Origin of the sequence: Actinacidiphila sp. DG2A-62 (assembly GCF_035825295.1) — a bacterium.
Taxonomy (GTDB): Bacteria; Actinomycetota; Actinomycetes; order Streptomycetales; family Streptomycetaceae; genus Actinacidiphila.
The window spans coordinates 648759-674615 of record NZ_JAYMGI010000002.1; the positions used below are offsets into that span (position 1 = coordinate 648759).

22 protein-coding genes and 1 pseudogene are annotated in these 25857 nt (G+C 74.8%); 7 read left to right on the forward strand and 16 right to left on the reverse strand.

Features of this window, described 5'->3' with window-relative positions:
• Positions 1-67 precede the first annotated feature (67 nt).
• Complete coding sequence (locus tag VSR01_RS03255) at positions 68-1015, reverse strand: NADP-dependent oxidoreductase (protein ID WP_326453476.1); 948 nt, start codon at positions 1013-1015, stop codon at positions 68-70.
• Positions 1016-1223: 208 nt separating this feature from the next.
• On the opposite strand from VSR01_RS03255, the gene VSR01_RS03260 reads away from it, so the two are divergent.
• Positions 1224-2252, forward strand: a complete 1029-nt coding sequence (locus VSR01_RS03260; RefSeq protein WP_326447770.1) for a GlxA family transcriptional regulator — start codon at positions 1224-1226, stop codon at positions 2250-2252.
• Between the two features lie 24 nt (positions 2253-2276).
• Here VSR01_RS03260 and VSR01_RS03265 read toward each other — a convergent pair whose 3' ends face one another.
• The 3 genes from VSR01_RS03265 to VSR01_RS03275 all read right to left on the reverse strand — a co-directional run bounded on the left by VSR01_RS03265 (position 2277) and on the right by VSR01_RS03275 (position 6188).
• Positions 2277-3002: a hypothetical protein gene (locus tag VSR01_RS03265; RefSeq protein WP_326447771.1), complete on the reverse strand. Its 726-nt coding sequence runs from the start codon at positions 3000-3002 to the stop codon at positions 2277-2279.
• Positions 3003-3313: 311 nt separating this feature from the next.
• Positions 3314-4006, reverse strand: coding sequence for a hypothetical protein (locus VSR01_RS03270; protein ID WP_326447772.1), 693 nt, complete (start codon positions 4004-4006; stop codon positions 3314-3316).
• 16 nt (positions 4007-4022) lie between these two features.
• Positions 4023-6188: an ATP-binding protein gene (locus VSR01_RS03275; RefSeq protein ID WP_326447773.1), complete on the reverse strand. Its 2166-nt coding sequence runs from the start codon at positions 6186-6188 to the stop codon at positions 4023-4025.
• 442 nt (positions 6189-6630) lie between these two features.
• On the opposite strand from VSR01_RS03275, the gene VSR01_RS03280 reads away from it, so the two are divergent.
• Positions 6631-7287 (forward strand): Type 1 glutamine amidotransferase-like domain-containing protein, encoded by a 657-nt coding sequence (locus VSR01_RS03280; RefSeq protein WP_326453477.1) that lies wholly within the window; start codon positions 6631-6633, stop codon positions 7285-7287.
• 101 nt (positions 7288-7388) lie between these two features.
• Here VSR01_RS03280 and VSR01_RS03285 read toward each other — a convergent pair whose 3' ends face one another.
• Entirely contained in the window at positions 7389-7757 is a 369-nt protein-coding gene (locus VSR01_RS03285) for a VOC family protein (RefSeq protein ID WP_326453478.1), read from the reverse strand.
• A 245-nt stretch (positions 7758-8002) separates the two neighbouring features.
• Between VSR01_RS03285 and VSR01_RS03290 the strand changes: the two genes are divergently transcribed.
• Positions 8003-8464, forward strand: a complete 462-nt coding sequence (locus VSR01_RS03290) for a MarR family winged helix-turn-helix transcriptional regulator (RefSeq protein WP_326447774.1) — start codon at positions 8003-8005, stop codon at positions 8462-8464.
• 64 nt (positions 8465-8528) lie between these two features.
• Here the strand turns inward: VSR01_RS03290 and VSR01_RS03295 are convergent, their stop codons facing one another.
• The 3 genes from VSR01_RS03295 to VSR01_RS03305 form a co-directional block, all read right to left on the reverse strand.
• Positions 8529-10004: a DEAD/DEAH box helicase gene (locus tag VSR01_RS03295; protein ID WP_326447775.1), complete on the reverse strand. Its 1476-nt coding sequence runs from the start codon at positions 10002-10004 to the stop codon at positions 8529-8531.
• Positions 10005-10128: 124 nt separating this feature from the next.
• Positions 10129-10332: a cold-shock protein gene (locus VSR01_RS03300; protein ID WP_326447776.1), complete on the reverse strand. Its 204-nt coding sequence runs from the start codon at positions 10330-10332 to the stop codon at positions 10129-10131.
• Between the two features lie 346 nt (positions 10333-10678).
• Complete coding sequence (locus VSR01_RS03305; RefSeq protein WP_326447777.1) at positions 10679-11044, reverse strand: MerR family transcriptional regulator; 366 nt, start codon at positions 11042-11044, stop codon at positions 10679-10681.
• Between the two features lie 728 nt (positions 11045-11772).
• Here VSR01_RS03305 and VSR01_RS03310 point away from each other — a divergent pair.
• Together VSR01_RS03310 and VSR01_RS03315 are read left to right on the forward strand one after the other, a co-directional pair.
• Positions 11773-12123, forward strand: coding sequence for an acyl carrier protein (locus VSR01_RS03310; RefSeq protein ID WP_326447778.1), 351 nt, complete (start codon positions 11773-11775; stop codon positions 12121-12123).
• A complete protein-coding gene (locus VSR01_RS03315; RefSeq protein WP_326447779.1) occupies positions 12123-13427 on the forward strand; it encodes a condensation domain-containing protein in 1305 nt (434 codons plus the stop codon). The genes VSR01_RS03310 and VSR01_RS03315 overlap by 1 nt, the downstream gene beginning before the upstream one ends.
• Here the strand turns inward: VSR01_RS03315 and VSR01_RS03320 are convergent.
• Genes VSR01_RS03320 through VSR01_RS03340 form a run of 5 tightly spaced genes read right to left on the reverse strand, consistent with a single transcriptional unit; the run spans position 13361 to position 19155 of the window.
• Positions 13361-15091, reverse strand: coding sequence for an amino acid adenylation domain-containing protein (locus tag VSR01_RS03320; RefSeq protein WP_326447780.1), 1731 nt, complete (start codon positions 15089-15091; stop codon positions 13361-13363). The two genes, VSR01_RS03315 and VSR01_RS03320, sit on opposite strands and share 67 nt — an antisense overlap.
• Positions 15088-15333 (reverse strand): phosphopantetheine-binding protein, encoded by a 246-nt coding sequence (locus tag VSR01_RS03325; protein ID WP_326447781.1) that lies wholly within the window; start codon positions 15331-15333, stop codon positions 15088-15090. The genes VSR01_RS03320 and VSR01_RS03325 overlap by 4 nt, the downstream gene beginning before the upstream one ends.
• The gene (locus tag VSR01_RS03330; RefSeq protein ID WP_326447782.1) at positions 15330-17000 is read right to left on the reverse strand and encodes a hypothetical protein; all 1671 of its coding nucleotides are present in this window, start codon (positions 16998-17000) and stop codon (positions 15330-15332) included. The genes VSR01_RS03325 and VSR01_RS03330 overlap by 4 nt, the downstream gene beginning before the upstream one ends.
• Positions 16960-18015 (reverse strand): hypothetical protein, encoded by a 1056-nt coding sequence (locus VSR01_RS03335; protein WP_326447783.1) that lies wholly within the window; start codon positions 18013-18015, stop codon positions 16960-16962. Before VSR01_RS03335 ends, VSR01_RS03330 begins: the two co-directional genes overlap by 41 nt.
• 42 nt (positions 18016-18057) lie before the next feature.
• Complete coding sequence (locus tag VSR01_RS03340) at positions 18058-19155, reverse strand: hypothetical protein (protein WP_326447784.1); 1098 nt, start codon at positions 19153-19155, stop codon at positions 18058-18060.
• A gap of 245 nt (positions 19156-19400) precedes the next feature.
• On the opposite strand from VSR01_RS03340, the pseudogene VSR01_RS03345 reads away from it, so the two are divergent.
• Positions 19401-20353: pseudogene (locus VSR01_RS03345) on the forward strand (TIGR03621 family F420-dependent LLM class oxidoreductase).
• A 62-nt stretch (positions 20354-20415) separates the two neighbouring features.
• Here the strand turns inward: VSR01_RS03345 and VSR01_RS03350 are convergent.
• Positions 20416-22005 carry a GMC family oxidoreductase gene (locus VSR01_RS03350; RefSeq protein WP_326447785.1) on the reverse strand — a complete coding sequence of 530 codons (1590 nt, stop codon included), beginning with the start codon at positions 22003-22005 and terminating at the stop codon, positions 20416-20418.
• A 248-nt stretch (positions 22006-22253) separates the two neighbouring features.
• On the opposite strand from VSR01_RS03350, the gene VSR01_RS03355 reads away from it, so the two are divergent.
• Positions 22254-23639 carry an aminotransferase family protein gene (locus VSR01_RS03355; protein WP_326447786.1) on the forward strand — a complete coding sequence of 462 codons (1386 nt, stop codon included), beginning with the start codon at positions 22254-22256 and terminating at the stop codon, positions 23637-23639.
• Between the two features lie 148 nt (positions 23640-23787).
• On the opposite strand, the gene VSR01_RS03360 is transcribed toward VSR01_RS03355, so the two are convergent.
• Together VSR01_RS03360 and VSR01_RS03365 are read right to left on the reverse strand one after the other, a co-directional pair.
• Positions 23788-25023: a glycosyltransferase gene (locus tag VSR01_RS03360; RefSeq protein ID WP_326447787.1), complete on the reverse strand. Its 1236-nt coding sequence runs from the start codon at positions 25021-25023 to the stop codon at positions 23788-23790.
• Positions 25024-25117: 94 nt separating this feature from the next.
• Positions 25118-25822, reverse strand: a complete 705-nt coding sequence (locus VSR01_RS03365) for a DUF899 domain-containing protein (RefSeq protein ID WP_326447788.1) — start codon at positions 25820-25822, stop codon at positions 25118-25120.
• Between the last annotated feature and the right edge of the window lie 35 nt (positions 25823-25857).

The following is a 25857-nucleotide window of genomic DNA, read 5'->3' on the forward strand; positions in this document are numbered from 1 at the left end:
ACGCCAGATCGTAGAGGCAGCCGGCTTTCCGCCCGGCACCCGGGGCCCGACTCCCGCGGAGGGGCGTTCAGTCGACGACGGTGAGCACGAGCTTGCCGCGGGTGCGGTCGCTCTCGCCGGAGCGGTGGGCGTCGGCGGCCCGTGCCAGCGGGAAGGTGTCCGCCACCTCGACGCGGACCGCGCCGGAGTCGACGAGTCCGGCGATCGTGGTCAGCGCGGTGGAGTCCGGCTCCACCAGGAAGGGGCTGGTGCGCACCCCGGCCCGGCCGGCGGCGGCGGCCAGGCGGTCCGAGACGCCGCCGGGGATCGAGACGACCAGGCCGCCCGGGCGGACCACGGCCACCGAGCGCTCGTCGGTGCGGTCCGCCGCGCCGACCAGGTCGATGACGACGTCGACCTCGCCGGTCGCCTCCTCGAACCGCTGCCGGGTGTAGTCGACGGTCAGGTCCGCGCCCAGTTCCTTGAGCCAGGCGTGCCGGGGCTCACTGGCGGTCGCGACCACCTCGGCGCCCAGGTGCTTGGCGAACTGCACCGCCAGGTGTCCGACGCCGCCGGCCGCGGCGTGCACCAGCACCCGCTGCCCGGGCCGCACGTCCGCGGTGTCGACCAGCGCCTGCCACGCGGTGAGCGCCGCCAGCGGCAGTGCCGCGGCCTCCACGTGGCCGAGGGAGGCGGGTTTGCGGGCGAAGTGCCGGGAGGGCGCGGTGACGAACTCCGCGTAGGCCCCCGCGGGCCGCGGGAACCACGGCATCGCGTAGACCTCGTCGCCGGGCGCGAGCGTGGTGACGCCGAAGCCGACCTCCTCGACCACTCCCGAGACGTCCCAGCCGAGGATCAGCGGCAGCTTCTGCAGTCCGGCCATGCCCCGGCCGGCCCGGGTCTTCCAGTCCACCGGGTTGACCCCCGCCGCGTGCACGCGCACCAGCACCTCGGTCGCCAGCGGCTCGGGCCTGGCGACCCGTTCCCAGGTCAGCACCTCGGGTCCGCCGAACCCCGCGATGGTCACGGCCCGCATGGTGGGCTCGGCCGCCGGTACGGCGGTGTGCCCGGCCGCCCGCGTGGTGTCCTCGCCCGCCGGCGTGGTGGTGTGCTCGCTCATGTTCCTCGCTCATCTCCGTCTCGTGCGCTGTCCTGCCGGACCGAGGTCCGGCGGGTTCCACCCTGCCGGGCGTGCGCGGAGGCGGATGAGTGGCCGGGGGGACACCTGTCGTACCATTCCGGCCATGTCACCGCACCGTGTCGCCGTCCTCGCCCTCGACGGAGTGCTGCCCCTGGACCTGGGCATCCCGGCCCGGGTGTTCAACGAGGCGCGCACCGCCGACGGGACCCGCCTGTACTCCGTGCGCACCTGCTCGCTGGGCGGCGGCCCGGTCCGCACCCACGAGGACTTCGCGATCGTGGTCGACCACGACGAGTCCCTGCTGCGGACCGCGGACACCGTGGTGATCGCCACCCAGGAGCCCACCGAGCACCTGCTCGCCACCGGGACGCTGCCGGCCGACCTCGCCGCGGCGCTGGCGTCGGTGCGCCCGCGGGCCCGCGTCGTGAGCCTGTGCACCTCGGCCTTCCTGCTCGCGGCGGCCGGCCTGCTGGACGGCCGCCGGGCCACCACGCACTGGACGCTGTGCGACACCTTCGCGCGCACGTTCCCTGCCGTGGAGGTCGATCCGGACGTGCTGTTCGTCGACAACGGACGGGTGCTGACCTCCGCGGGCGGGGCGGCCGGCATCGACCTGTGCCTGCACCTGGTGCGCCGGGACCACGGGGCCGCGGTGGCGGCGGCCGCGGCGCGGCGCTGCGTGGCCGCGCCGTGGCGGGAGGGCGGGCAGGCCCAGTTCATCGAGCACCTGGTGCCGCGGGACACCGACCGCTCCACCTCGGCGACCCGGCAGTGGGCGCTGGAACGGCTGGCCGAGCCGTTGACGCTGGAGGACATGGCACGGCACGCGCACATGAGCGTGCGGACGTTCACCCGGCGGTTCCGCGGCGAGGCGGGCATCAGCCCGCTCAAGTGGCTGGCCCAGCGGCGGCTGGCGCACGCGCGCCTGCTGCTGGAGTCCACCGACCTGACCGTGGCGCGGATCGCCGCGGCCTGCGGCTTCGGCGACCCGGTGACGCTGCGCAAGCAGTTCCACGCCCATGTGGGCCTGTCCCCGGTGGCCTACCGCCGCGCCCACCACGCGCCGCAGCCGGCGGCGGACCGCGGCGCGCAGGGCGCGGGTCCGGTCCCGGGCGCGCCGGCGGCGACCTGACGCGCGCCGGCGGGCCGCGGCCCTCTACGGGTGGTACTTCTCGGCGACCGTCTCGGCGCCGCCGGAACGGGTGTCCATGGTGACGCGGACGCTCACACTGCCGGTCTTCGCGGCGGTCTCCAGCTGGTCGACGGAGCAGGCGGAGGTGCCGTACCCGTCGCTGTCGATGGTCACCCGGCCGTCGGTGTCGGAGCAGATCGCGGCCGCGCCGAGGATCGTGGTGGCGTTGGAGACCAGGAACGCCCGCTCCGTGCCGCCGCTCTGCGGTGTGACGGTCAGCTTGCCGGGAGCGAGGTACGTCAGCCTCCCGACGATCGTGGTCCGGTCGCCGGCGTCGGCGGTGCCGCTGCCGGTGGTGGTCACCGGCGGGCACGTGCCGGTCTGCTCGCCGATGCTGTTGATCTCGGCGTTGGACCGCGGGTCGCCCGCGTAGTCGATCCGGTCGGTGCACTTCGCGTGGGACGTGTGCGCGGTGCCCGACATGGTGGTCGCGGAGGAGCCCTTGGTGCCGGCGCTGGTGACGCCCGCGGTGGCGGCGGGCGTCGCGGCGGTGCGCGGGGTGCCCGTGGCCGCCGGTGAACCGCCGGCGCCGCCGGTCGTGTCGGCCGACATCGTGGCGGATGTCGTGGCGGAGGCGGGAGGACGGTCCGCGGAGTCGGTGCTCTGCGATCCGCAGGCGGTGACTAGCGCCAGCCCCGCGGTGGCGAGCACGGCGGCCGACAGACTCCGGCGAGCGGTCCTGACGCGCATGATGTCCTTCTTTCCTCTTCGACGCTTGTCCGACTGTTCGACGCCGGCCCACGGGACCGGGGCCGCGCCGCGGGCGGCTTCGCCCGCCGGCCGGGAATCCCCGGCCCGAAACGACCTTGGCATCGCCGTCTGCCCATGTCAGCGCCTGTTACGGCCTCGTGGCGCAACGCCGCACGGGCCACGACATTCGATACACGCCCGCTTCCCGACGCCGACGGGGGCGGGCACCTGGGGCCTGGTGACCCGGGGCCGGGCACATGGGGCCGGGCGCCGGGGGCAGGGCAGTTGGGCAGGGTGCCCGGGGCCGGGCGCTATGCGCCGCCGAGCATGAGGTAGGTGACCAGTCCGACGAACAGCACGACGACCGAGCAGACCAGGCCGACCATCGCCTGGGCCCGGCGCTCCCCGGCGAGGCGCAGGGAGCGGGCCGTGGCCATCGTCGCGGTCGACTCCCCGGCCAGGAGGGTCCGCAGCGCGGACCGCGCCGCGGACGCGTCGCGCGGTGCGGGAAGGCACAGGCTGAGGGCGGCCCGTGCGTGGCGGAGCCGGTGGACGGCGGCCTGGGTGCTGGACTCCATCTCGGCCGCTGCCTGCGAGGGCGTCAGGCCGAGGCCGTCGCACAGGACGACGGTGCGGCGGTGCTGCGGCGGCAGCAGGAGCAGCGTCCGCCTGAGCACGTCCGGCGCGTGCCCGGGTAAGTGCGGGCCGGGCGGGGGGCTCCGGTGCAACCGGTGCCACGGGGACAGCGCGTACTCGTGCGCACGGGCGCGCAGCCAGCGCACCGGGTCGGAGTCGAGACAGACCTCGGGCCAGTGCTGCCAGGCGTGACGGAACGCGAACTCCACGGACTCGAAGGCGCGTCTGCGGCTCCCGGTGAGCAGGAGCACCTGCCGGATCAGCGCCGGCGCGGCGTGCGCGTGCAGCGCGTCGAAGGCGCCCTCGGGCGTCGACGTCGCGTAGAACGCGCCCGCGCGCCGCATGAGTTCCTCGGTGTCGTCGTTCACGATCCCCCCGTACGCCCTATCCCCAGGGGGACCGTGAACAGGTGACGGACCCCCTGCCGTCGGTCAGGCCGGTCGGCAGGCCGGTGGCCGTCGACGCGGGCGGGTAGCCGAAGGCGGTCGGGGTCCGGCCGGCCTCGACGTCCTCGGCGAGCCGGCGGACCGCGGCACGGGCGCGCCGGCCGGCGACCGCGCCCTCGGGCGCGGCCAGCATGCGTCGGGTCCTGCGCCATGCCCTGGTGCGGCGTCCGCCGGCGTGGTCCACGACGGCCAGGGCGTAACGCGCGAGGTAGCTGGCCCAGGCGTCGGTCGCGGGGTCCGTCTGGGCCGCCGCGCGGCGGACGGCGCGACGGGCGGCCGCCGGGGCGACCGCGGCCAGGGTGACGGCCCTGGCCGCGTGGCTGACGGCGGGCGGGGGCCCGCCCGGCGCGCCGCGCGGGATGGTGTCCGCGGCCTCGGCGAAGTGGTCCGCCGCCGCGGCGAGATCGTGCCGGGACAGGGACAGGACGCCGTGCACGTGGGCGATGCGGCCGACGGTCGCGCTGTCGCCCGCCGTCACGGCGGTCGGCCAGGCGTGGCGCAGCAGCGCGGTCGCGCCCTCGGCGTCGTTGCAGGCGACCAGCCACGCGACCAGCCACAGTCCGCGCGCGGTCTCCGGACGGCGCACGTCGCACAGGGGCAGCAGGGCGAACAGGTGGTGCAGACCCTCGTCGCCCCGGTCGTGGACGGCCCACCAGAACCACAGGTCCAGGACCGTCTCCAACGCGAGGCCGACCAGCTCCGGGTCGTCCGGGCCGTGTCGGAGCGCGGCGTCGAGCGTTTCGGCCTCCTGCCCGACCAGCGCGAGGGCGTCCTGCTGGCTGCCGGCGTCCCACAGGTTTCCCGCCACGGCGGCGACCTGGCGGCAGTGCAGCGCGCGGCGCTCCGCCGCCACCTCGAACTCCCCGGCCTCCCGCAGCCGTTCGGCGCCGAACTCCCGGGCCGGCGCCGACATCCGGTAATACGGCCCCGGACCTGCGGCCGGCCCGTTCCGGTCCTCGTGGACGACGTCGAGCACCCCGGCCGCCGCCAGGCGTACCAGGCACGCGGGGACGTCGGCCGGGGCGACGGAACCGCCGGCGCAGACCAGTTCCGCCGTCCACTCGGCGAAGGCGCCGGGCAGGACGCTCGCCCGGGCCCACACGGTCCGCTCGCCGCGGTCGGCGAGCGCGTAGGCGGAGCCGACGGCGTCGCGCAGCGACCTGTGCCGGGGGACGGAGAGGTGGGAACTGCGCAGCCAGCACTGGTGGTCGCGGAGCATCGCCGCCACTTCGGCCACCCGGAAGCGGGCCGTCTGCTCCGCGGCCAGCTCGATCGCCAGCGGCAGCCCGCCGAGCACCTCGCAGACGTCGCGCACGGCGGCCAGATCCCGGGCGTCGAACTCGGTGGCCCCGGCGGGGACCCCGGCCCTGCGCCCGGCGGCCCGCGCCCGGTCCAGGAAGAGCTCCACCGCCGGCGCCGGACGGCGGCCCCGCAACGGCTCGCAGCCCAACGGGCCGAGCCGCAGCACCCGTTCGTCCCCCAGGCCCAGCGGTCGGCGGGCCGTGACCAGCACCCGTAACGCCGGCCGCGCCGCGAGCAGTGTCTGTACCAGGCCCACGGACTCGGCGTGCCACGGATCGACGTCGTCGAGGAACAGCAGGAAGTCCGAGCGCGGCAGCGACTCGACCAGCGCGGCCGGACCGATCCCCGGACCGATCCCGGGACCGATTCCCGGACCGGCGCCCGGACCGTTGTCCTGACCGGCGCCCGGCCGGATGTCCCGACGGGCTCCCCGACCGACTGCCTGACCGGCTCCCGAAGAGGTCTCCTGACCGGCGCCCGGACCGATCTGCTGACCGGCGTCCGCGGTGGGCGTACCCCGGCCCGTGACCGCCGCGAGGATCGCCGCGGCCAGGCGGCCGGGATCGGCCTGGACGTTCGCCTCGGCCTCGCCGGGCCACGCGATCCGGACCCGGCACTGCCGGTCGCCGTCGCGGCCGTGGCCGCCCGCGGCCACCACCGCCGCGGCCAGCCTCTTGCCCATGCCCGCGGGCCCGGTGACCGTCACCAGCCGTTCCCGGGCCACCAGTCCGGCCAGCTTCCTGCGCTCCCGCTCCCGTCCGACGAGAGCGCCGGGCGCCCCGTCCTCATGACTGGACGGCATCCCCGCTCCGTCCCCACGCATCCCCGTACCCACCGCACACTCCGTACCGCTCCCGGCCCGCTCGACGACGGGCGCCGCGGAGCCGGCCCCGCCCGCGTCCCACGCGATGCAGAATCGTCACTCCTGACGCCACGACAACCACAACGCACAACCGGCGCATTGGTGACGGCCCAGGCCCGACGGAGGGACCGAGGAGTCGACGTCGCGGCCGAGTTCGAATCCGCGGTCGGGCCGCGTGGCGGCGCCGCGCGGGGCGGTGACCGGGTCGGGCGGTGACCGCTCGGGGCGGTGACCGGGCCGGGCGGTGACCGCCCGGGGCGGTGTCGGTCCCGCGTGCCACACTGCGACCAGCCAGGGCCACCTCCGGCCGCCCGCCTGCCACGACGGGCTCCAGCACCCTGTCCGCAGGGACGACGACCCCCGCCTTGGAGGCATCGTGAACATGCTCCTCACCTCCGCCGGGGTGAAGAACCCCAGCATCCGGCGGGCCCTGGTCGACCTCCTGGGCAAGCCAGTCGGGGAGGCCGACGCCCTGTGCATCCCCACCGCGGGTTACGGACACCCCATGGGGAGCCCGGCCGGAGCCTGGCGCTTCATCACCGGGCGCTCCAGCACCCCGATGTGCGAGCTCGGCTGGCGGTCCATGGGCGTCCTGGAGCTCACCGCCCTGCCCAGCATCGGCGTGGAGCGCTGGCTGCCGTGGGTGCGGGAGGCGGACGTCCTGCTCGCCGACGGCGGGGACGCGCTCTATCTGTGCCACTGGATGCGGCAGTCCGGGCTGGCGGAGCTGCTCCCCTCCCTGCACGGGAAGGTGTGGGTCGGGCTGAGCGCCGGCAGCATGGTGATGACGCCCCGCATCGGCGAGGACTTCGTCGCATGGGAGCCGCCCGCCGTGAGCGACGAGACCCTGGGCCTCGTCGACTTCTCCCTCTTCCCGCACCTGGACCACCCCGACCTGCCGGAAAACACCATGGCCGACGCCGAGCGGTGGGCGGCCACCCTGCCGAACCCGGCCTACGCCATCGACGACGAGACCGCCGTCAAGGTGGCCGACGGGGTCGTCGAGATCGTCTCCGAGGGGCGTTGGCGGCGCTTCTGAACGGCCCACGGGAACCCGGCGCCCGCGGGTCGCGGACCCTGCGGAGGCGGGCCCGCGGGCGCGTGCCGGTCCCGGTCGCCGCGAAGGCCGGGACGGAGGGGTCAGACCCGGTCGTGCAGCGTCACCTGGTAGCCGTCGGGGTCGGCGAAGGTGAAGGTGCGGCCGAAGGGGCCGTCGATCGGGGCGGAGACGATGGTGTGCCCGTCGGCGGCGAGGGCGTCGTGGATGGCCTGGACGTCGGTGGCGTGGAGCCAGATCGCGGCGCCGATGCCGGGCTGGGGCACGGAGTCGAGGTCGGTACCGGGCACGAGGTCGCGCAGCGCGCACGCGATCGGCTTCGTCTCGAAGACGACCGCGTGCGGCGGACCCGCCTGCGAGCGGACGAGGCCGAGGTACTGCTCGTAGAACGCCTGCGAAGCGGCGAGGTCGCGCGCCTGGAGCGAGATGAAGTCGGGACCGGTGACGGGCATGGCGGGACCTTTCATGTCAGCTTCCTTACATACCCGAGCGTATGTCAGGAGTCTGACATCGGTCAAGGCGAGCCGCCGCGCGTGACGTCCGGCGCGCGGACCAGGGCGACACAGGGGCCGGGGCCCGAAACCCGGGCCCCGGCGGGGTCCTCGTCGGCGACGGCCCCGGCGCGCCTTTCGCGCGATGTCAGGACCGTGACATACTCGACGCCGGACCTCGACCCCCTTGATGTCACCACATGGACATGCACGACACGTCGCCGCCCGAGCCGCCCCACCCCGCCCAGGACGTGCTCGATCACGTGGGTTACCGGCTCAAACGCGCCCACGCCGCGCTGCGCGGCGCCATGGACCGGGTGCTGCGCGAGCACGGCCTGACCGTGCCGCAGTACGCCTGCCTGGAAGTGCTGGCCGCCCGGCCGGGGATGTCCAACGCGGACCTGGCGCGCGCCACCTTCGTCACCCGCCAGTCGATGAACGTCGTCCTGCGCGGCCTGCAGGACGGCGGTCTGCTCACTCGGCCCGCCACCGTCGCGACGGGCCGGGCCCGCCCCGCGGCCCTCACCGACGAGGGGCGCCGCCGCCTGAAGGCGGCGCAGGAGGCCGTCTACGCGGTCGAAGCCCGCATGATCCACGCGATCCCCGAGGAACGGCTCACCGCGCTCCTCGACGACCTCGACCGGATAGGGCGGGCACTCACGGAGTGAGGCAGCGGCCGGTGACGGCCGCCGCCCGCACGTCGTTTCCCTGGTCCCGCCCCACGGGGAGGTGTCAGGCGGCCGCCTCGAAGGAGGGCTTCCGGACGGGTGCGCGTCGGGAAGCCGCGGCGGAACGGCGTCGACCGCGGGAGGCCGGGCTGCCCTTACCGCCCTTGCCGCCCTCGGTCGCCGGCGCGGTGATCGTCACGGGAACACCGGAGGGGGCCTGCGCGCCGGTGATCCTGCGCAGGTCCTCCGCGCCGGGGCGTACCTGCGCGGTCCGTGGCACGATGCCGGCGGCTGCCATGAGGCGGGTCATCGCGTGCGACTGGCCGGGGGTGACCAGCGTGACGACGCTGCCGGACTCGCCTGCCCGCGCGGTACGGCCGCCCCGGTGGAGGTAGTCCTTGTGGTCGGCGGGCGGGTCGACGTTGACGACGAGGTCGAGATTGTCGACGTGGATGCCGCGCGCCGCGACGTTCGTGGCCACGAGCACGGTGACGTCGGCGGCTTTGAACTGGGCCAGGGTCCGGGTGCGCTGCGGCTGCGACTTCCCCCCGTGCAGGGCGGCGGCTCTCACCCCGCTGTTCAGCAGGTCCCGCGTCAGCCGGTCGACGGCACGCTTGGTGTCCAGGAACATGATGACCCGGCCCTCGCGGGCCGCGATCTCGATGGTCGTCCGGTGCTTGTCGGTCTCCTGGACGTGCAGGACGTGGTGCTCCATCGTCGTGACCGCGCCCGCGGAGGGATCGACGGAGTGGACGACCGGGTCGGTGAGGTAGCGGCGGACCAGGAGGTCGACGTTCCGGTCGAGGGTGGCGGAGAACAGCATGCGCTGGCCCTCGGGGCGGACCTGTTCCAGGAGCGCCGTGACCTGGGGCATGAAGCCCATGTCGGCCATCTGGTCGGCCTCGTCCAGCACGGTGATCGCGACCTGGTCCAGCCGGCAGTCGCCGCGGTCGATGAGGTCCTTCAGACGTCCCGGCGTCGCGACGACGACCTCCGCGCCGCCGCGCAGCGCGGCGGTCTGCCTGCCGATCGGCATTCCGCCCACGACGGTGGCCAGGCGCAGCTTCACCGCCCGGGCGTAGGGGGCCAGCGCGTCCGTCACCTGCTGCGCCAGCTCACGCGTCGGCACGAGGATCAGGGCCAGCGGCCGGCGGGGCTCGGCGCGCTGCCCGGCGATACGGGCCAGCAGAGCCAGACCGAAGGCGAGGGTCTTGCCGGAGCCGGTACGTCCACGGCCGAGGACGTCCCGGCCCGCGAGGGTGTTCGGCAGGGTCGCGCCCTGGATCGGGAACGGAACGCGCACGCCCTCAACGGTGAGCGCGGCCAACAACTGCGCAGGCATGTCGAGATCGGCGAACGTCTCGACGGCGGGGAGCGCCGGAGTGGTCGTCCTCGGCGGGGCGAACTCCCCCGAGGCCACCGCGGGCCGTCGGCCCTGGCCGCCCGCACGGCTCCGGCTCTGGGAACGACTCGGGGCCGCTGAGCCGAAACGGCTTCTGCGACTGCGGGAACTACGGCTGTTCATACGTGTGGAATTCAAGGAAACCCTTCCTCGATACGGGACGGCGCGCATCAAGGAATTCTCACTGCGGAACAACGCGGCAGGGAATCGCAGAAACGGGCCGAATGGAATGCGAGCGCAGATCGGGGTGGCGCGTTCGACTTCAGGCGGGAACGATGTTCTCCGCCGTCAGGCCCTTCGGACTCGACGCGATATCGAAGGTGACCTTCTGGCCCTCGACCAGCTCACTGAGATGCCGGACAGCGATGTTCGAGAAGTGGGCGAACACGTCTGCACCGCCGCCGTCCTGCTCGATGAAGCCGAATCCCCGGGCTGCGTTGAACCACTTCACCGTGCCGGACGCCATGTCGCATTCTCCTCTCGGGGCAGTACTCCGGTCCCGCAATCCGCGGATGCCGGGTCGCCGCGATGATGCCCCGCCCGGAAGACGACCGGAAACAAGAAACGCTTCCGGAGGCCGCTGGGGCCGACGGAGCGATGGGAGAATGGGGAAACCACAACTGCAACTGCGATCGACACTATCACACGGACAGGGCGATGTACGGGCGGTAGCGGCACGTCGCCTTACCGGTGAATCAAACCGTTCGCGCGGAACGGCAAACTCTCATCCGGCGGGAACAGATAATGTTCCGCCCGCAGCGTCGCCTTTCGACGGAGAAGTCGGGCGGACGGGAAACACCCGCCCAGCCCGGTCAGTCGTCGGTCCGCACGTCCGGGAGCTCGGATCGCGCACCCTCCCCGCCCTGGGAGGCGGCGCGGCGGTACTCGGCGTTGAGGCGCTGGGCCTCTTCGAGCTGGTCCTCAAGGATGATGATCCGGCAGGCCGCCTCGATGGGCGTGCCCTGGTCGACGAGTTCCCGCGCGCGGGCGGCGATCCGCAGTTGGTAGCGGGAGTAGCGCCGGTGGCCGCCCTCCGAGCGCAGCGGGGTGATCAGTCGGGCTTCTCCGATGGCGCGCAAGAACCCGGGAGTGGTGCCGAGGAGTTCCGCGGCGCGGCCCATCGTGAAAGCGGGGAAGTCATCGTCGTCGAGACGGCCGAACGAGTCGTCTGCTGTCATCGCACCTCTCTGTGGAACGCATGGAGGGGTCCTGGCACCACACGGTGCCAGGACCCCGAAGGAACTACTACACCACCGGCCGGCCTGGGTACTGCGCCGGCCCTCTGTTGCCACGGACCCGGCCGAAATGCCGCCGGGATCGCGGGGATCGCGGTTGCTTGACCGAAGACCACCTCACTGTCGATGTCCTACGGTACCCGGGCTCACGACCTCCACCCGGGCGATCCTGATGGCGCCTGGCCCCTCCGTCCTTCCCTCTGGGGATCGATCACTTGCCAAGCGGTACTGCGAACATGCGGTACTTCCTCGCGGCGGCCCCTGATGACTGCGGGCCACCCGGTCCGGCCGTCAGCCCCGCCGCCATCCTGCGACCACTCCGGCTTCGGGACTCCACCACCGCACCGTCCTGCAACTGCGGGTGTCACCGCCCGGCAGTTCGTCTCTGCCGGGCCCACTCGATCTCGGTTACAAGAGAAACCCTAGCGATGCTGTCGCAGAATGTCTACTGCGGCCACGATAGATTTTCGCATGGGCCGGGCACTGGCCCACCGACGGGACGGCCGGCTCGGCGCCCTTGAGGCACCGGGCTCCGTGCCGTCGCTCCGGCGCTGACGCGGGCACCGGCGTCCGCGGCGGCGAACCCGTGCGACGCGGCAACACGGGAGATGCGGCGCGGCGAAGCCGCTTCCGACGATGAGGGAAGGCATCGTCGAGGAGAGGTTGCAGTGGTGGCCGAGACCTTGTGCACGCTGTTCGCCCGGGCGCTGGACCGCGACGACTTCGGGCCCGACGAGAACTTCTTCGAGTACGGCGGCCAGTCCGTGTCGGCGATGCTGCTGGTGTCGCGGATCGGCGAGGAGCTGGGCGCCGAGGTCGCCCTGTCGGAGCTGTTCGAGGCGCCCACTCCCAACCGGCTCGCGCAGCGGCTCGGCATCACCGCCGACGGCCCGCTGGAGCGGGCGCAGGCCCGGGGCGCCGCCGCGGAGCCCGGGGTGACGCGGGGGACGCCGGGACGCCGGCCGCCGCGGCGCCGCCCGACGCTCTGCCGCTGTCGCCGTGCCAGGACTTCTTCTGCGTGATGGACAAGGGCAGCGAGAGCGGCGCGTTCGGCGTCCGGCACCTGATGATCAACAGCTGGCGGCTGACCGGGCCGCTCGACGTCGCGGCGCTGCAGGGCGCGCTGGACGACGTGGTGGCGCGGCACGAGAGCCTGCGCACCGTCGTGGTGCGCGAGGCCAGTCCCCGCTACCAGGTCGTGGAGGCGGCCAAGCCCGTCCGGCTCACCGTGCGCGAACTGCCCGCGCCCGCCGGGCCGGAGCGCGACCGGCTGAGCGACGACGTGCTGGCCGACGCGTCCACCGAGGACTTCGACGTGCGCGACCTGCCGCTGCTGCGCGCGGTGCTCGGCCGGTTCGCGGCGGACGACGCGGTGCTGGTGCTGACCATGCACCACAGCGCGGGCGACGCCTGGTCGGCGCAGGTGGTGATGCGCGACCTCGCCGCCTTCTACGCCGAGCGGACCGGGCACGGCCCGGCCGCGCTCCCCGAGGTCCGCCAGTACCGCGAGCACGCGTTGGCGGAGGCCGCCCGCAGGCAGCGCGGCGAGGAGCCGGCCGACCTGGGCCTGTGGCGTGAACGCCTGCGGGGCGCCGAGGCGTTCTCCATCCCCGCGTCCCCTCCGGCCCGGCCGGAGCCGGGGCGCGGCGCGTACGTCATGCGCAACTTCGAGGTCGGCGCGGCGACCGGAGCGGCGGTGCAGCGGCTGGCCGCGGAGACCGGCAGCACCCCGTACATGGTGATGTTGTCCGCGTTCTACCTGCTGGCGCACGGCCTCGGCGGCGGCACCGACCTGACGGTGACCACCTTCAGCTCCGGGCGCGCCGAGCCCTCCTTCCGCGACACCGTGGGGTTGTTCATCAACATGCTGCCGCTGCGCACCGACCTGGCCGGGGCGGCCTCCTTCCGCGACGTCGTCCGCCGCGCCCGCGAGACCTGCGTCGAGGCGTTCTCCCACGAGGTGCTGTTCGGCGACATCGACCGCGTCGCGCCCGACCTGTTCGGCCCGGACGGGCTGACCGGGCGTATCGCGCCGACCTTCGAGATGGTCCAGTCGCCGCTGCACGGCCGCACCGGCACCGCCGGCGACCTGCGCTACGCCGAGTCCCACCACGAGGCGCCCCCCGAGGGCGAGTGCCCCGACCTCGCCGACGGCATGCTCTGGGTCGTCGGCCTGGTCGGGCCCGGCCGCTACGCCGGCACCGTCCAGTACCGCCGCGACGAGTTCTCCTCCGCCGCGGTCGCCGACATGGTCGGCCGTTACCTGACCATCCTCGACGCCCACGCGGCCGACCCGGACGCGGAGCTGTCGCTCGCGGCGGGGTGAGCCGCGCGGGCCGATCCCCCGGCCGCGCCCAGGCGTCCGGGCCGGCGGGGACGACCGACGGGGACGACCGGCGCGGAGGGCCGACGGGGACGGCCACCGAGGACGACCGGCGGGGACGACCCGCGAGGACAGCGGGCGGATCGGTCAGGGCTCCTGGGCGAGCCGCACCCGGTCGATCTTGCCCGCGGGGGTCCGCGGCAGGACCGGGAGCAGCCGGACCCTGGCCGGGCGCATCGAGGGGGAAGGCGGTCGGCGAGCCAGCGGCGGACGTCGCGGGCGGTGAGGCCGGGCGCGGCGACCGCGAAGAGCGCCAGGTGCGGTTCGGAGCCCAGGCCCGAGCCGCCCTCGCCGGACCGGAGGACGACCGCGGCCTGGTGGACGCCCGGCTGCTCCTCGGCGACCGCCTCGACCTCGGCCGGTTCGATCCGGTGCCCGCGCAGCTTCACCTGGCCGTCGACGCGGCCGATGAACTCCAGCCGCCCGTCCGGGAGCCGGCGGGCCCGGTCACCGGTGCGGTAGCAGCGGCGCTCGCCGTCCGGTGTCCGCTGAAGACGGAACCGGTCCGCGGTCAGCTCGGGCCGGTGCAGATAGCCGCGCGCGAGACCCTCGCCGTAGAGCATGATCTCCCCCACCGCGCCGGGGCCGTCGACCGGTGCGCCGTCCTCGCCCTCCAGATACAGCCGCGCCCCCGGCAGCGGCGCGCCCAGGTGCACCGGCCTGGCCTCGACACGCGCCGCGGTGGCCCAGATCGTCGCCTCGGTCGGGCCGTAGAGGTTCCACGCCTGCGCGCCGAGGCCGGCCAGCGGGTCCGCCAGGCTCGGCGTCAGCGCCTCGCCGCCCGACCACAGCCGGGCGTGCGGCGCGCCGGTCCAGCCCCAGGCCAGCACCAGCCGCCAGAAGCTCGGCGTGGCCTGCACGACGCTCGGCCGGTGGCGCCGCACCGTGTCGGCGAAGACGGCCGGGTCAAGCCTGGCGGCGGCCGGCGCGGAGACGACCGTGCCGCCCACGGCGAGCGGCATCAGCAGCTCGGCCATGGAGATGTCGAACGACGGCGCGGTGAGCGCCAGCATGGAGTCCCCCGGCCCGAACCCGGGCACCGTCGCGAGCGCGTCGAGCCTGCTCAGCAGCGACTCGTGCGGGACGACGACGCCCTTGGGACGGCCGGTCGAGCCGGAGGTGTACATGATGTACGCGGCGTCCTCCGCCGCGGCGCCGCCCTCCGCCGCGGCGCCGCCCTCCGCCGCGGCGCCGCCCTCGGCCCCGGCACGCGGGCCGTCCGCGCCGGCGGAGGCGTCGGCACGGGCCTCGGCGGTGAGGGGCAGCACGGAGAGGCCGGCGTCCGGCTCCTCGGCGACGAGGACGCGCGGCGCGGCGTCCGACAGCACGAACTCCCGGTGCAGCGCCGGGCTGTCGGCGCTGAGCGGCAGCACCGGGCAGCGCAGTGCCGCGGCGGCGAGCAGCACCGGGACGGCCGCGCTCGACCGCCCCACGGTCAGCGCCACGACGTCGCCCGGCCGGCAGTGCGCGGCGAGCCTGTCGCGCAACGCACCGGCGCGGTCGGCGAGTTGCGCGTAGGTCAGGTCCTCGCCGTCGCCGCGCAGGGCGACCGCGAGCGGCGTGTGCGCCGCGTGCCGCAGCACGGCGTCCCACACCGTGGCCGTCACCGCGGCCCGCCCGTGGAGTCCGCCTGCTCACCGGCCCGCGCCGCGTAGGCGGCCAGCAGTTCGGGCGTGGGGTGCTCCACCACGTCGATCAGCTCCAGAGCGGTGCCCCAGGCCCGCTCGATCTCCGCGAGCAGCCGGAGCGCCAGGACCGACGTCCCGCCCATGTCGAAGAAATTGTCCTCGGGCTCGATGTCGGTCTCCAGCAGCCGCGCGAACAGCGCGGCCATGTCGCCTGCGGTCATCGTTCGGCCTCCCTGACGGTCGTCTGGTCGTCGGCAACGGGTCGTGCGGGTGCGGCGGGCGCGGACCCCGGCGGGCGAGCGCCCGGGACGGGTACGGGACGCGGCGCGCTCCCGGGCGCGGCGCCGGAGCCGGCGCCGGCGCCGGAGAGCGCGTCCAGCCACGTACGGTCGCGGACCGGCCGCCCTGCCTCGTCCGCGTAGCCGATCCGGTGGACCAGGAACTCCGTCACCCCGACGAAGCGTTCGCGCAGCTGCGCGTGGTCGTCGCCGACCACCCACAGCCGGGCGGTCATGCCGAGCGTCCCGTGGCGCCAGTGCACCTGGTCGCCGGGTGCGGCCAGCATGTCCACCGCGATCACGCCGGGCAGCGCGGCGAGTGCCTCGCGGGCCGGCACCGCCGTCACCCGCCGTGCGGCGGGCGGCGGCTGGTGCAGGACCAGGGCGACGCAGCGCCGCCAGCGCGGTTCGAGCACGGGCGGGTGTCCCAGCGCGCAGGCCACCGCCTGGCGGCCCAGGTCCGCGCCGGAGGCCAGCCGCAGCCCGCGGGCCACGAAGCCGCCGATCCGGCCGTTGATCTCGATGATCTCCGGACCTGCGGCGGTCGACTTCAGCTCCACGTGGAAGGCGCCCTTGGTCGCGCCGACCGCGGCGAGCGCGCGGCGCGCCACGGCGGCGTACGCACGCTGCTCGTCCTCGGGCAACGGGGACGGCAGGATCAGGCCGGTCTCCCGGAACGGCCAGGCGAGCGGCGGCCGCGAGGAGACCAGCGCGGGGGCGTCGGCGACGTCCGAGGTAGGGGCGTCGTGCCCGGCGGGGGCTCCGGGTCCGCTGTGCTCGTCCGGCCGCACGCCGCCGAGCAGGACGTCGGCCGATCCGTAGTCGGCCACCCACGAGGGCACGAAGGACGTCCCGGCCGGGTGGCCCGCGATGAACTCCTCGGCGTAGAGCCCGTGCGGCCAGCCGTCGGCCCCGCCGTCTCCGCCGGCCGACCCGCCGCCCGCACGGCCGCCCGCACCGCCGCCCGCACCGCCGACGCCGCCCGGACCGGTCCTCGTGTCCGGGCCGGGGTCCCGGCCGGGGTCCCGGCGCGCGCGGCGGTCAGCGTCAGCCGCGGCCATGAACGCGTCGACGTCGGCGGGTCCCTTCAGCTGCCAGGTGTCGCGGCTGGCGAAGCCGTCGACGGGCTTGACGACGAAGGGGAAGCCGACCTCGGCCGCGAAGGCGCGCAGGGCGCCGGCGTCGGGGAGGGGGGCCGAGCGGACCCCGGAGACGCCGGCCCGGCGCAGGGCGTGGCGCTGGAGGTCCTTGCGGCCCCACGCGACGCGGTTGCCGTCGTAGCCGCAAGCCTCGCGGTCGAGCACCGCGGCGAGGGCGCAGAGCTGCTCGGTGAAGGTGGTCACGGCGTCCGCGCCGGCCTCGCGGACCGCGGCGAGGCAGGCCGCCGGATCGGCGAAGTCCACCCGCTCGGCCGGCCCGAGAGCGCGGCACACCTCGTACAGCGGCTCCGACGCGGGGTCGCGCGCGTCGAGCAGGAACCGCGGCTCGGCCAGCCCCTTGCAGGCCAGCACGAGATCGGTGGGCGTCAGGGAGCCGCCTGGCCCGACGAGCACCACGACACGGACGCCGTCACCGCGCCGCCCCGGCCAGACGTGCGGTCGCTGGGCCATCGAGGAAACCTCCGTACTGCGTCTCGAACACGGCGCCGCGGCCCTCCTTGGTGGAGCGGGCCGCCGCGCCGAGGCGGATGGTGCGCAGGCCGCGGTCGCGGGCGTAGCGCAGGGGGGTGTGCACGAGCAGGTCCAGGTAGGCGGCCAGTCGGGCGGGTCCCGGCTCGCCGCCGAGCCCGATCTCGACCATGTCCAGCTCGTCCGCCCAGACGCGTGCCGTGGTGTAGCCCTCCGCGGCGCCGAACCGGGCGGTGAACGCGACGAGTTCGACGCCGGGACAGCGGTCCCACAGCCGGGTGCGCATCTTCACGAACTCCGCGTGGTCGGGGCGGCCCTTGCGCTGGTTGTGCGCGGCGATCAGCGCGGCCGCGCGGTCCTCGACGTCGTTCCACCGCCCGGCGGTGACGCGGACGCGGGAGGCGGTGATCAGGTCGCGGTCGGCCCGCAGGTTGCGCCGGGCCCTGCGGCCGAGCCGGTCGGTCCAGCGCGGGTCGGTGACGTCGCCGGGCAGCCGCGCGTCCTGGCCGAGCGGCGCCCACACCGCCGCGTCGCCGCAGACCGCCGTGACGGCGTCGCGCACCCAGCCGTAGACGTACGGCAGCGCGAGGCCGCGGCCCTCCGCCGCCGCCACGCCCGCGAGCGCGCCGAGCACCGGCCGCAACAGCGCGGGCGACCGCAGCTGCGCGGCCACCGGGAAGCCGGTGCGCAGATCGCCGTGGCCGCCCACCAGCAGGCAGTCGGCGGCGTCCGCCCGCCGCACCGCGTCCTGCGGCAGTCCCCAGGTGCGCGGGTCGTACGCGGGATCGGGCCAGGTGGCGCCGCGCGGCGCGTAGAAGGGGACGAACGCGAGCAGCCGTGTGCCGTCGACGCAGCGCACGTAGCCGGTGCGCCACCGGCCGTCCCGCTGCCGCTGCGCGGTCCACGCGTGGCAGCCCGCGGCCCCGGCGCTCCGGTCGAGCCGGTCGAACTCCGCCGCGCCCGCCTCGGCGATGTCGTCCACCACGTCGATCCGCATGCGGCTGCGGCCCCCTTCCGGGCTCGGCGTACGGAACAGGGGTCACGCCGGCGCGCGCGTCCCGGCCGTGGCGCCGTCGACGGCGACGGTCGCGCCGCGGCCGGCCGGCGCGTCGGCCGCGGCCAGGAGCAGGCGCGGGAGGTCCGGGCCTGGCCACGGCGCCCCCTCGGGCGCGCGCACCTCGGTCACCGGGTACGCGGCGCCGGCGAACCAGGGACCGCGCGCGTGGTCCGTCGAGCCTCCGGGCTCCACCCAGACCCGCGGGGTCGGGAAGGCATCACCGCCGGCGGACGGGCCGGCGTCCGGACCGGGGCCGGTTTCCCGGCCGGGGCGGTGGACGGCCGGAGCGGTGGACGGCCAAGGGGCGCGGAGCGCCTCGCGGGCGGCGAGCAGGTAGCCCAGCCAGCCGCGGTAGCGGCCGTACAGGTCGGCGATCGTCCGGCCGCGCGGGTCGATGCCGTGCTGGGCGGCCAGCGCGTCGAGGTCCGCGCGCAGGACGTCCAGCGCGGCGTCGAGCGCGGCGTCGGGACCGCCCGCCAGCTCAGGCGTCGCCGCCGCGGTCGCCCCGCGCAGCCCCGACCTCACCTCGGCGCGCAACTCGTCGAGGATCTCGCGCACCAGCGCGGTGTCCGGCCACACCGGCCGCAGCAGCACGACCGCCGTCCGCCCCGGAGGGCCGCCGTCGCGTTCGGCGGACGGCTGCGGGGTCTCCAGGGCCGCGGCGATCCGCAGCGCCAGGGCGGACGCGCTGCAGTCCGCCGCGATCGTCACGTCCTGGTGCGGGCAGGCTTCCCGGATCAGCTCCGCGTAGTGGGCCGCCGCCTCGTCGAGCGACGGCGCCCGCGGATCGTCGTCCAGGCTCCGGGCGAAGTCCCGCGCCGGGTCCAGCTGGCAGATCGTCACCTCGGCGGCGGGCGCGGCGGCCTGCGACGCGCGCGCGTCACCGGGCCGCTCGCCGCCGTCCCGGCCCGGATGCCGGCCCTCGTCCTCGGCCTCGGCCGCCTCGCCGCGCACGGCTGCCGCCAGTCGCTCGGCGAGCCGCGGCGCCGAGGACACCGGCCGGAAGTCGGCGACGACGACCGCCCGCGCACCGCCGCGCGTCAGCACGTCGAGGGAGAAGGCGGACCGGTTCGTCGCCATCGCAGGACCTGTCCTCTCGTCACGCCGACCCGGGACCGGGCACCGGCATCCCATCGTCGCAACCGCGGATCCGCGCGCCACCTTCGTGGTTGCCCCGCCCGCCGCTCTCCGCGTGCCGCCGCGCGGGCCGTCCGGTACGCGTCCGGGCCCACCGCGTTTCCCGGCCCGGTACGCGTCCCGGCCCGGTGCGCAAGAGGGCAATGCGGCGGATGTCGGCCCCGCCGCCGCTCGCCGACGATGGGCGCATGCATCCCTTCCGGTTCCTCACACCGCCGCAGGGCTGGTTCGACGGGGCGAAGCTCGCCGCGTTCGCGCGCCAGGCGGAATCCATCGGGTACGACGAACTCATCGTCAACGACCACGTCGTCGAGCAGCTCGCGCCGGTCCCGGTGCTGGCGACCGCGGCGGCTGCCACGGAGCGGTTGCGGCTCGGCGCCTTCGTGTTCAACGCCGCACTGCGTCATCCCGCGGTGCTCGCACAGGAGTTGGCCACGCTGGACGTGCTGTCCGGGGCCGGCTGCGGGTGGGGATCGGGGCGGGCTGGAACAAGCCGGAACACCTGGCCCTCGGGCTGCCGTTCGAGCCGGTGGGCACCCGGATCGCGCGGCTCGCCGAGGCGGTGGCCGTGCTGAAGGGGTGCTTCGGGCCCGGCCCGTTCTCCTTCGACGGCGAGCACTACCGGATCACCGCGCACGACGGACCGCCGAAGCCCGTGCAGCGCCCGCACCCGCCCTTCTTCATCGGCGGCGGCAGCCGCAAGGTGCTGTCGCTCGCCGCACGCGAGGCGCAGGGCGTCGGCCTCTCGCCGCGCATGCTGCCCGGCGACCAGAGCGACCCGAAGCCGGACGCGCGCACGATGACCGCCGCGGCCACCGAGGAGAAGGTCCGGTGGATCCGGGAGGCCGCGGGCGACCGCTTCGACACGCTGGAGCTGAACACGTACACCGTCTTCGGCCCGCTGGTGATCACCAGCGACGCCCGCGGCGAGGCGGGCCGCCGCGCCGACGTCATCCGGCACGCCACCGGCGTCGAGCTGACGGTCGAGGAGGTCATGGACTCCCCGCACGTCTTCATCGGCACGGTGCGCGGCATCGTGGCGAAGTTCACCGAGATGCGCGAGCGGTTCGGCATCTGCTCGGTCGTCCTCGACGACCCGGAGACCAGCGCGCCGATCGTGCAGGCCCTGGCCGGACGCTAGGGCCGGTACGGGCGGGTCGTCGTCGGGGACGACGGCCCGCCCGTACGGGCGCCCTGCCGGGCTCAGGCCGCCGCGACCGAGGCCCGCGGCAACGCCGGCCGCCCCAGGATGAGGTCCGCCGCCTTCTCCGCGATCGCCACCGTCGGCGCGTTCGTGTTGCCGCTCACCAGCAGCGGGATGACCGAGGCGTCCGCGACGCGCAGCCCCTCGACGCCGCGCACGCGCAGTTCCGCGTCGACCACGGCGCCCATCGCGCAGGTGCCCACCGGGTGGTGCAACGACTGCACATGGCGCCGGACGAACGCGCGGACGTCGGCGTCCGACTCCGAGTCCGGCACCGCGTACGGGGTCTGCGTGTACGTCTTGAGCGCGCTCTGCCGGGAGATCTCCAGACCGATGCGGACCCCGGTGGCCGCCGTGTCCAGGTCGGCCGGCTCCGCGAAGTAGTCGAAGACGATCCGCGGCTTGGCGGTCGGCTGGTCCGAGGCGAGGGCGAGCCGGCCGCGGCTGAGCGGCCGCAGCACACTCGCCCCGAAGCTGATGCCGTGGCCGGGCGGCGGGGTCAGCCCGCCGTCGAGCAGCAGCACCGGCAGGCACTGGAACTGCAGGTCGGGCGCCGCGAGTCCGGGCCGGGACCGGACGAAGCCGCCGGACTCCGGGCCGTTGGAGGTCAGCGGCCCGGTGCGGTGCGCCTGGTACTCCTCGACGTTGCGCGGGTCGCGGGCGGAGATCAGGCTGATCGGGTGCGGGTGGGCGAAGCCGAGCCAGACGTGCGGGTGGTCCTGGAGGTTGCGGCCGACCTCCGGCTGGTCCAGCACCACGTCGAGCCCCAGGGCGCGCAGTTCGTCCGCGTCGCCGACGCCGGACAGCATCAGCAGCTGCGGCGAGCCGAACGCGCCGGCGGCCAGCACCACTTCGCGCGCTGCCGGGAACTCCACCTCCTCCTCCAGCCGGCGGCCGCGGACCGCGCGGGCCCGGCCGTGCTCGATGACCACCCGAGTCACGTGGACGTTGGTCTCCACGGTCAGGTTGGGCCGGGACAGCGCCGGCCGCAGGAAGGCGATCGAGGAGTTGACCCGCTCGCCGTCGCGCTGGGTCAGCTGGAACAGCCCGAAGCCCTCCTGATCGGGGCCGTTGAAGTCGTCGGTGGCGCGGTGGCCGGCCTCGACCGCGGCGTCGACGAAGGCGAGCGCGCTGGGGTTGCGCGACCGGGCGTCCGAGACGGCCATCGGGCCGCCGACGCCGTGGAAGGGGGAGGCGCCGCGCTCGTTGTCCTCCGAGCGCAGGAAGTAGGGCAGCAGCTCCTCGTAGGACCAGCCGGGCTGCCCCCAGCCGTCGTAGTCGCTGCGGGCGCCGCGGACGTAGACCATGCCGTTGAGCGCCCCGGAGCCGCCGAGGACCCGGCCGCGCGGCAGGTAGACGCGGCGGCCCTCGGCCCCCGCCTCGGGGTGGCTGTCCAGGTCCCAGTCCTGGTGGGTCCGGAAGAGCTTGGGCGAGTCGATAGGCACCCGGATGTTCGGGTCGTGGTCCGCCGGCCCGGCCTCCACCAGGCAGACGGTGACACCCGGGTCCTCGCTCAGCCGGGCGGCCAGTACGCTGCCGGCGGAGCCGCCGCCGACGATGACGTAGTCGTACATATGCTCTCCCGTCACGAACCTCACCGGTGTGGACTCTTCCGTATGGTCCACGGCGGTTGTGCGCCGATCGACTTCCAGCGTGCTCTGTCAGGCGTGCCGTCCGGCCCCCCGATCGCGGGTCGCCCGCGCTCCCGCGGGCCGCGGCGGCTCTCCCGGCAGTCTCGGAGAAGGCCGCGGCGCGGGGCGCGCCTACTGTCGCAAGGGACGGGTTGACCGCCCGCGCGGGCCGATGCGACCGCCTCCCGGTGGTCAGGAAGGGCACGATGATGTCGACCACCTCGACCGCGCCTCTCACGGCGGCGGACGCAGCGGCACTTGAGGACCTCGACCGCCGGCACTTGATCCACCCGCACCAGACCGTGCTGCGGCCCGGCCGCCACGTCTTCTCCCGCGGCAGCGGCAGCACCGTGTGGGACACCACGGGCCGGGACTACCTGGACATGATGGGCGGCGGCAACTGGCTGGCCCAGGTCGGCCACGGCCGTCCGGAGCTGGCGCAGGCGAGCGCCGACCAGACCGGCACGCTGGAGTTCTTCTCCTGCTGGCGCGAGTACTCCAACGACCGTGCCGTCCATCTGGCCGCCCGGCTCGCGGAGCTGTCCCCGGGCGACCTCAACAAGGTGTTCTTCACCTCGGGCGGCTCCGAGGGCACCGACACCGCGGTGAAGATCGTCCGCCGCTACCACTTCGAGCAGGGCAACCCGGAACGCACCTGGATCATCGGCCGCTACGGCAGCTACCACGGCTCCACGCTGGGCAGCGGCAGCGTCACCGGCTTCGACGACATGCAGTACGCGGTCGGCCCGACCCTGCCGCACATCGCCAAGGTCGGTTCGCCGATGCCGTACCACGCCGAGCTGTACGGCGGGCAGGACCCCAGCGACTTCCTGCTGCGCGAGCTGGAGGAGACGATCGCGCGGATCGGCGCCGACCGGATCGCCGCGATGATCGGCGAGCCGGTGCTCGGCGGCGCGGGCGCCATCGCCCCGCCGGCCGACTACTGGCCGCGGGTCCGCGAGCTCCTCAGCGCCCACGGCATCCTGCTCGTCGCCGACGAGGTGATCACCGGCTTCGGCCGCTCCGGCGAGTGGTTCCAGTCCGCGCACAACGGCATGGACCCCGACGTGGTGATCACCGCCAAGGGCATCACCAGCGGCTACGCCCCGCTGGGCGCGGTCCTGATGCGCGACGACATCGGCTCCGCGATCAGCGGCGGCGACACCCACTTCTTCCACGGCCACACCTACTACGGCCATCCGGTCGCCGCGGCGGTGGCGCTCGCCAATCTCGACCTGCTGGCCGGCGAGAAGCTGGTCGAGCGGGCCTCCGCGGTGGGCGAGCGGCTGGCCCGCGGGCTGGCCCCGGCCGCCGATCTGCCGGTCGTCGGCGACATCCGACAGGTCGGCGCGATGATCGGTGTCGAACTGGTCACCGACCGCGCCACTCGGGAGAACCTGCCCAACCCGGCGGTGATCGCGGCCATCGACGAACTCCAGGACGTGCACGGCGTGCTGGTCCGCGACTACGGCTCGACGGTCGTCATGGGCCCCCCGCTGGTGCTGACCGACGAGGAGGCCGACCGGGCGACCTCCGCCCTGGTCGAGGTGCTGAGCAGGCTCGGCACCGACGGCACGCTCCGCTCACGCTGAGGGGGACGGCGCCGGTACCGACACCGGGCCCGCGTCGGCAGCGGCATCGGCCCGGCGCCCGTAGCGCACAGTGCGGCCGGGACGCGGACTCCGCGTCCCGGCCGCCTGCTTGTGCGGGCCCCCGTGCGACCCGCACGGGAAACGGCCGTCAGCCGGCCGCGCCGTCGAAGACGCGCACCCGGTCGCCGACCCGCCGGGCCTCGGCGAGGATCAGCTCGCCCCACGACTCCCACAGCCCGGCCAGCCGCGAGGTGATGACGACGGTGTCGACGGTGTCGTCCGCCAGCGTCGTCTTGATGCCGATGGCCCAGTACCCGGAGTGGTCGCCGGTCTCCAGCGCGCGGTCCAGCAGCTCCTGGTCGAACTCCACCAGCACCGCCGAGTCCAGGCCGGCCGGCAGCACCCCGCCGCTGCCGAAGACCGCGATCCGCTCACCGTCCGCGAGATCGGCGACCGCCTTGGCGATCTCGTCGGCGACGTCCGTCCCCCGCACCTCGTCGCGCCAGCGGACGAACGCGCGGTACTCCTCCTCCCAGGGCCAGTACTCGTCCTTGCCGATCATCAGGCCGTAGCCCAGTTCGAGCGGCGGCTCGGGGAGCTTGGCCGTGATCATGCGGGTGTTGGCCTCGAAGGTCCGCTCGTTCGCCGGGTGGTCGCGGCCGTGCGGGTAGGCCAGGTTCCAGGCGTCGTCGGTGTAGTGGAAGGTCAGCCCGAGCTTGTGCAGGCGGTAGCCGAGGTCCTGGTCCTCGCCGCCCCAGCCGTGGAACGTCTCGTCGAAGCCGCCGGTCCTGCGGAAGTCGTCCGCGTGCACCGAGCAGTTCGCGGCCCAGAAGATCTGCCAGGGCACCAGCAGCTTCGTCATGTCGAAGCCGACCGCCTCCAGCGCGGGCTGCCGGATGTCCTGGAACGCCGGCACGTCGCGGTAGGCGGCCACCGCGTCCTGCGGCGTCATGCTCTCCACGATCGCGGCCAGCCCCTCCATCGGCGCCGGCGGGTTGTAACCCCAGCTCGGGCCGATCACCGCGCGCCGCGGCCGGCCCGGCGGGTGCGCGGCCAGATGCGCCTGCAGGAAGCCCGGCCCGGGGAAGTGGCCGGTGTCGAGGAAGACCAGCAGCGGCGCCGCGGCCAGCCGGGCCGCGCCGTTGCGGGCGGCGCCGGCGCGGAACCCGCGGTCCTCCTGGAAGTAGTACTTGATCTGCAGGCGGTCGGCGAAGGACCGCACCACCGCTTCGGTGCCGTCGCTGGACCCGTCGTCGCCGACGATCACCTCGAACGCGGTGCTGGGCAGGGTCTGGCGGGTCAGGTGGCCGAGCGTCTCGGCCAGCAGGTCTGCGGCGTTGTAGGTGGCGATGACGACGGAAACCCGCAGGTCGCGCCTGGACATGGTGTTCTCCGCTCTGGTTCGTGACGGGCCCGGGTCTGCAACGTGCCCGGGGGCGGAGCGCCTCGGTGTGCGGTCCGCCCCCGGAGGCCATCGGTCAGCGGCCGGCCAGCGCCTCCTGCGGGTAGCGGTCGTGGTGGAACAGCCACGGCCGGCCCGGCGCGTCGTCCTGCCGCCCCAGCGGCGTCATGTCGAGCAGGTTGAACGTGCCGTGCAGCAGGTCGATCTCGATGCCGCCGTCGTAGGTCGAGTACGCGTGCAGGATGCGGTCGCCCTCGCGGACGAACACCCCGGCCTCGCCCTCCAGGAACCGGGAGGGGTCGTCCGGGTCGCCCATCTCCTCCGGGTTGTAGGCGTCGCCGAGCGCCACGTGGAAGTCGCGGTTGAAGTCCGGGCCGTCGACCGAGTACCACGGCACGGACCAGCCCATCCGCTCGCGGAAGGCCGCGATCTTCTCGTACGGCGCGCGCGAGGCGAGCGCGAACGTGGTGTTGAGGGCGTTGATGTGGGACAGGTGCCCGACGTTGTCCAGGATCAGCGAGCAGTGCTTGCAGCCCTCGGACCACTGCGGGTCGAACATGAAGTGGTAGACGATCAGCTGGCGCCGGCCCTCGAAGAGGTCGGCCAGACCCACCTGGCCGTCCGGGCCCTCGAAGCGGTACTCCTTCGTCACCTCCGTCATCGGCAGCTTCCGCCGGGCCTCGATCAGCTCCTGCCGGGTCCTGGCGAGTTCGGCCTCCTTGGCGAGCAGGTCCTTGCGGGCCGCCAGCCATTCGGCCCTGGAGACCACGGGATTGTCCATCGTCCTTCTCTCTTCTTCCGGTGAAAGGGGGGTTC

Coding starts and splice junctions, on each gene's coding strand:
- VSR01_RS03255 (WP_326453476.1), bottom strand. CDS start 1,015: ATGCGGGCCGTGACCATCGCGGGGTTCGGCGGACCCGAGGTGCTGACC.
- VSR01_RS03260 (WP_326447770.1), top strand. CDS start 1,224: ATGTCACCGCACCGTGTCGCCGTCCTCGCCCTCGACGGAGTGCTGCCC.
- VSR01_RS03265 (WP_326447771.1), bottom strand. CDS start 3,002: ATGCGCGTCAGGACCGCTCGCCGGAGTCTGTCGGCCGCCGTGCTCGCC.
- VSR01_RS03275 (WP_326447773.1), bottom strand. CDS start 6,188: ATGCCGTCCAGTCATGAGGACGGGGCGCCCGGCGCTCTCGTCGGACGG.
- VSR01_RS03280 (WP_326453477.1), top strand. CDS start 6,631: ATGCTCCTCACCTCCGCCGGGGTGAAGAACCCCAGCATCCGGCGGGCC.
- VSR01_RS03285 (WP_326453478.1), bottom strand. CDS start 7,757: ATGCCCGTCACCGGTCCCGACTTCATCTCGCTCCAGGCGCGCGACCTC.
- VSR01_RS03290 (WP_326447774.1), top strand. CDS start 8,003: ATGCACGACACGTCGCCGCCCGAGCCGCCCCACCCCGCCCAGGACGTG.
- VSR01_RS03300 (WP_326447776.1), bottom strand. CDS start 10,332: ATGGCGTCCGGCACGGTGAAGTGGTTCAACGCAGCCCGGGGATTCGGC.
- VSR01_RS03305 (WP_326447777.1), bottom strand. CDS start 11,044: ATGACAGCAGACGACTCGTTCGGCCGTCTCGACGACGATGACTTCCCC.
- VSR01_RS03315 (WP_326447779.1), top strand. CDS start 12,123: ATGGACAAGGGCAGCGAGAGCGGCGCGTTCGGCGTCCGGCACCTGATG.
- VSR01_RS03325 (WP_326447781.1), bottom strand. CDS start 15,333: ATGACCGCAGGCGACATGGCCGCGCTGTTCGCGCGGCTGCTGGAGACC.
- VSR01_RS03330 (WP_326447782.1), bottom strand. CDS start 17,000: ATGGCCCAGCGACCGCACGTCTGGCCGGGGCGGCGCGGTGACGGCGTC.
- VSR01_RS03335 (WP_326447783.1), bottom strand. CDS start 18,015: ATGCGGATCGACGTGGTGGACGACATCGCCGAGGCGGGCGCGGCGGAG.
- VSR01_RS03340 (WP_326447784.1), bottom strand. CDS start 19,155: ATGGCGACGAACCGGTCCGCCTTCTCCCTCGACGTGCTGACGCGCGGC.
- VSR01_RS03355 (WP_326447786.1), top strand. CDS start 22,254: ATGATGTCGACCACCTCGACCGCGCCTCTCACGGCGGCGGACGCAGCG.
- VSR01_RS03360 (WP_326447787.1), bottom strand. CDS start 25,023: ATGTCCAGGCGCGACCTGCGGGTTTCCGTCGTCATCGCCACCTACAAC.
- VSR01_RS03365 (WP_326447788.1), bottom strand. CDS start 25,822: ATGGACAATCCCGTGGTCTCCAGGGCCGAATGGCTGGCGGCCCGCAAG.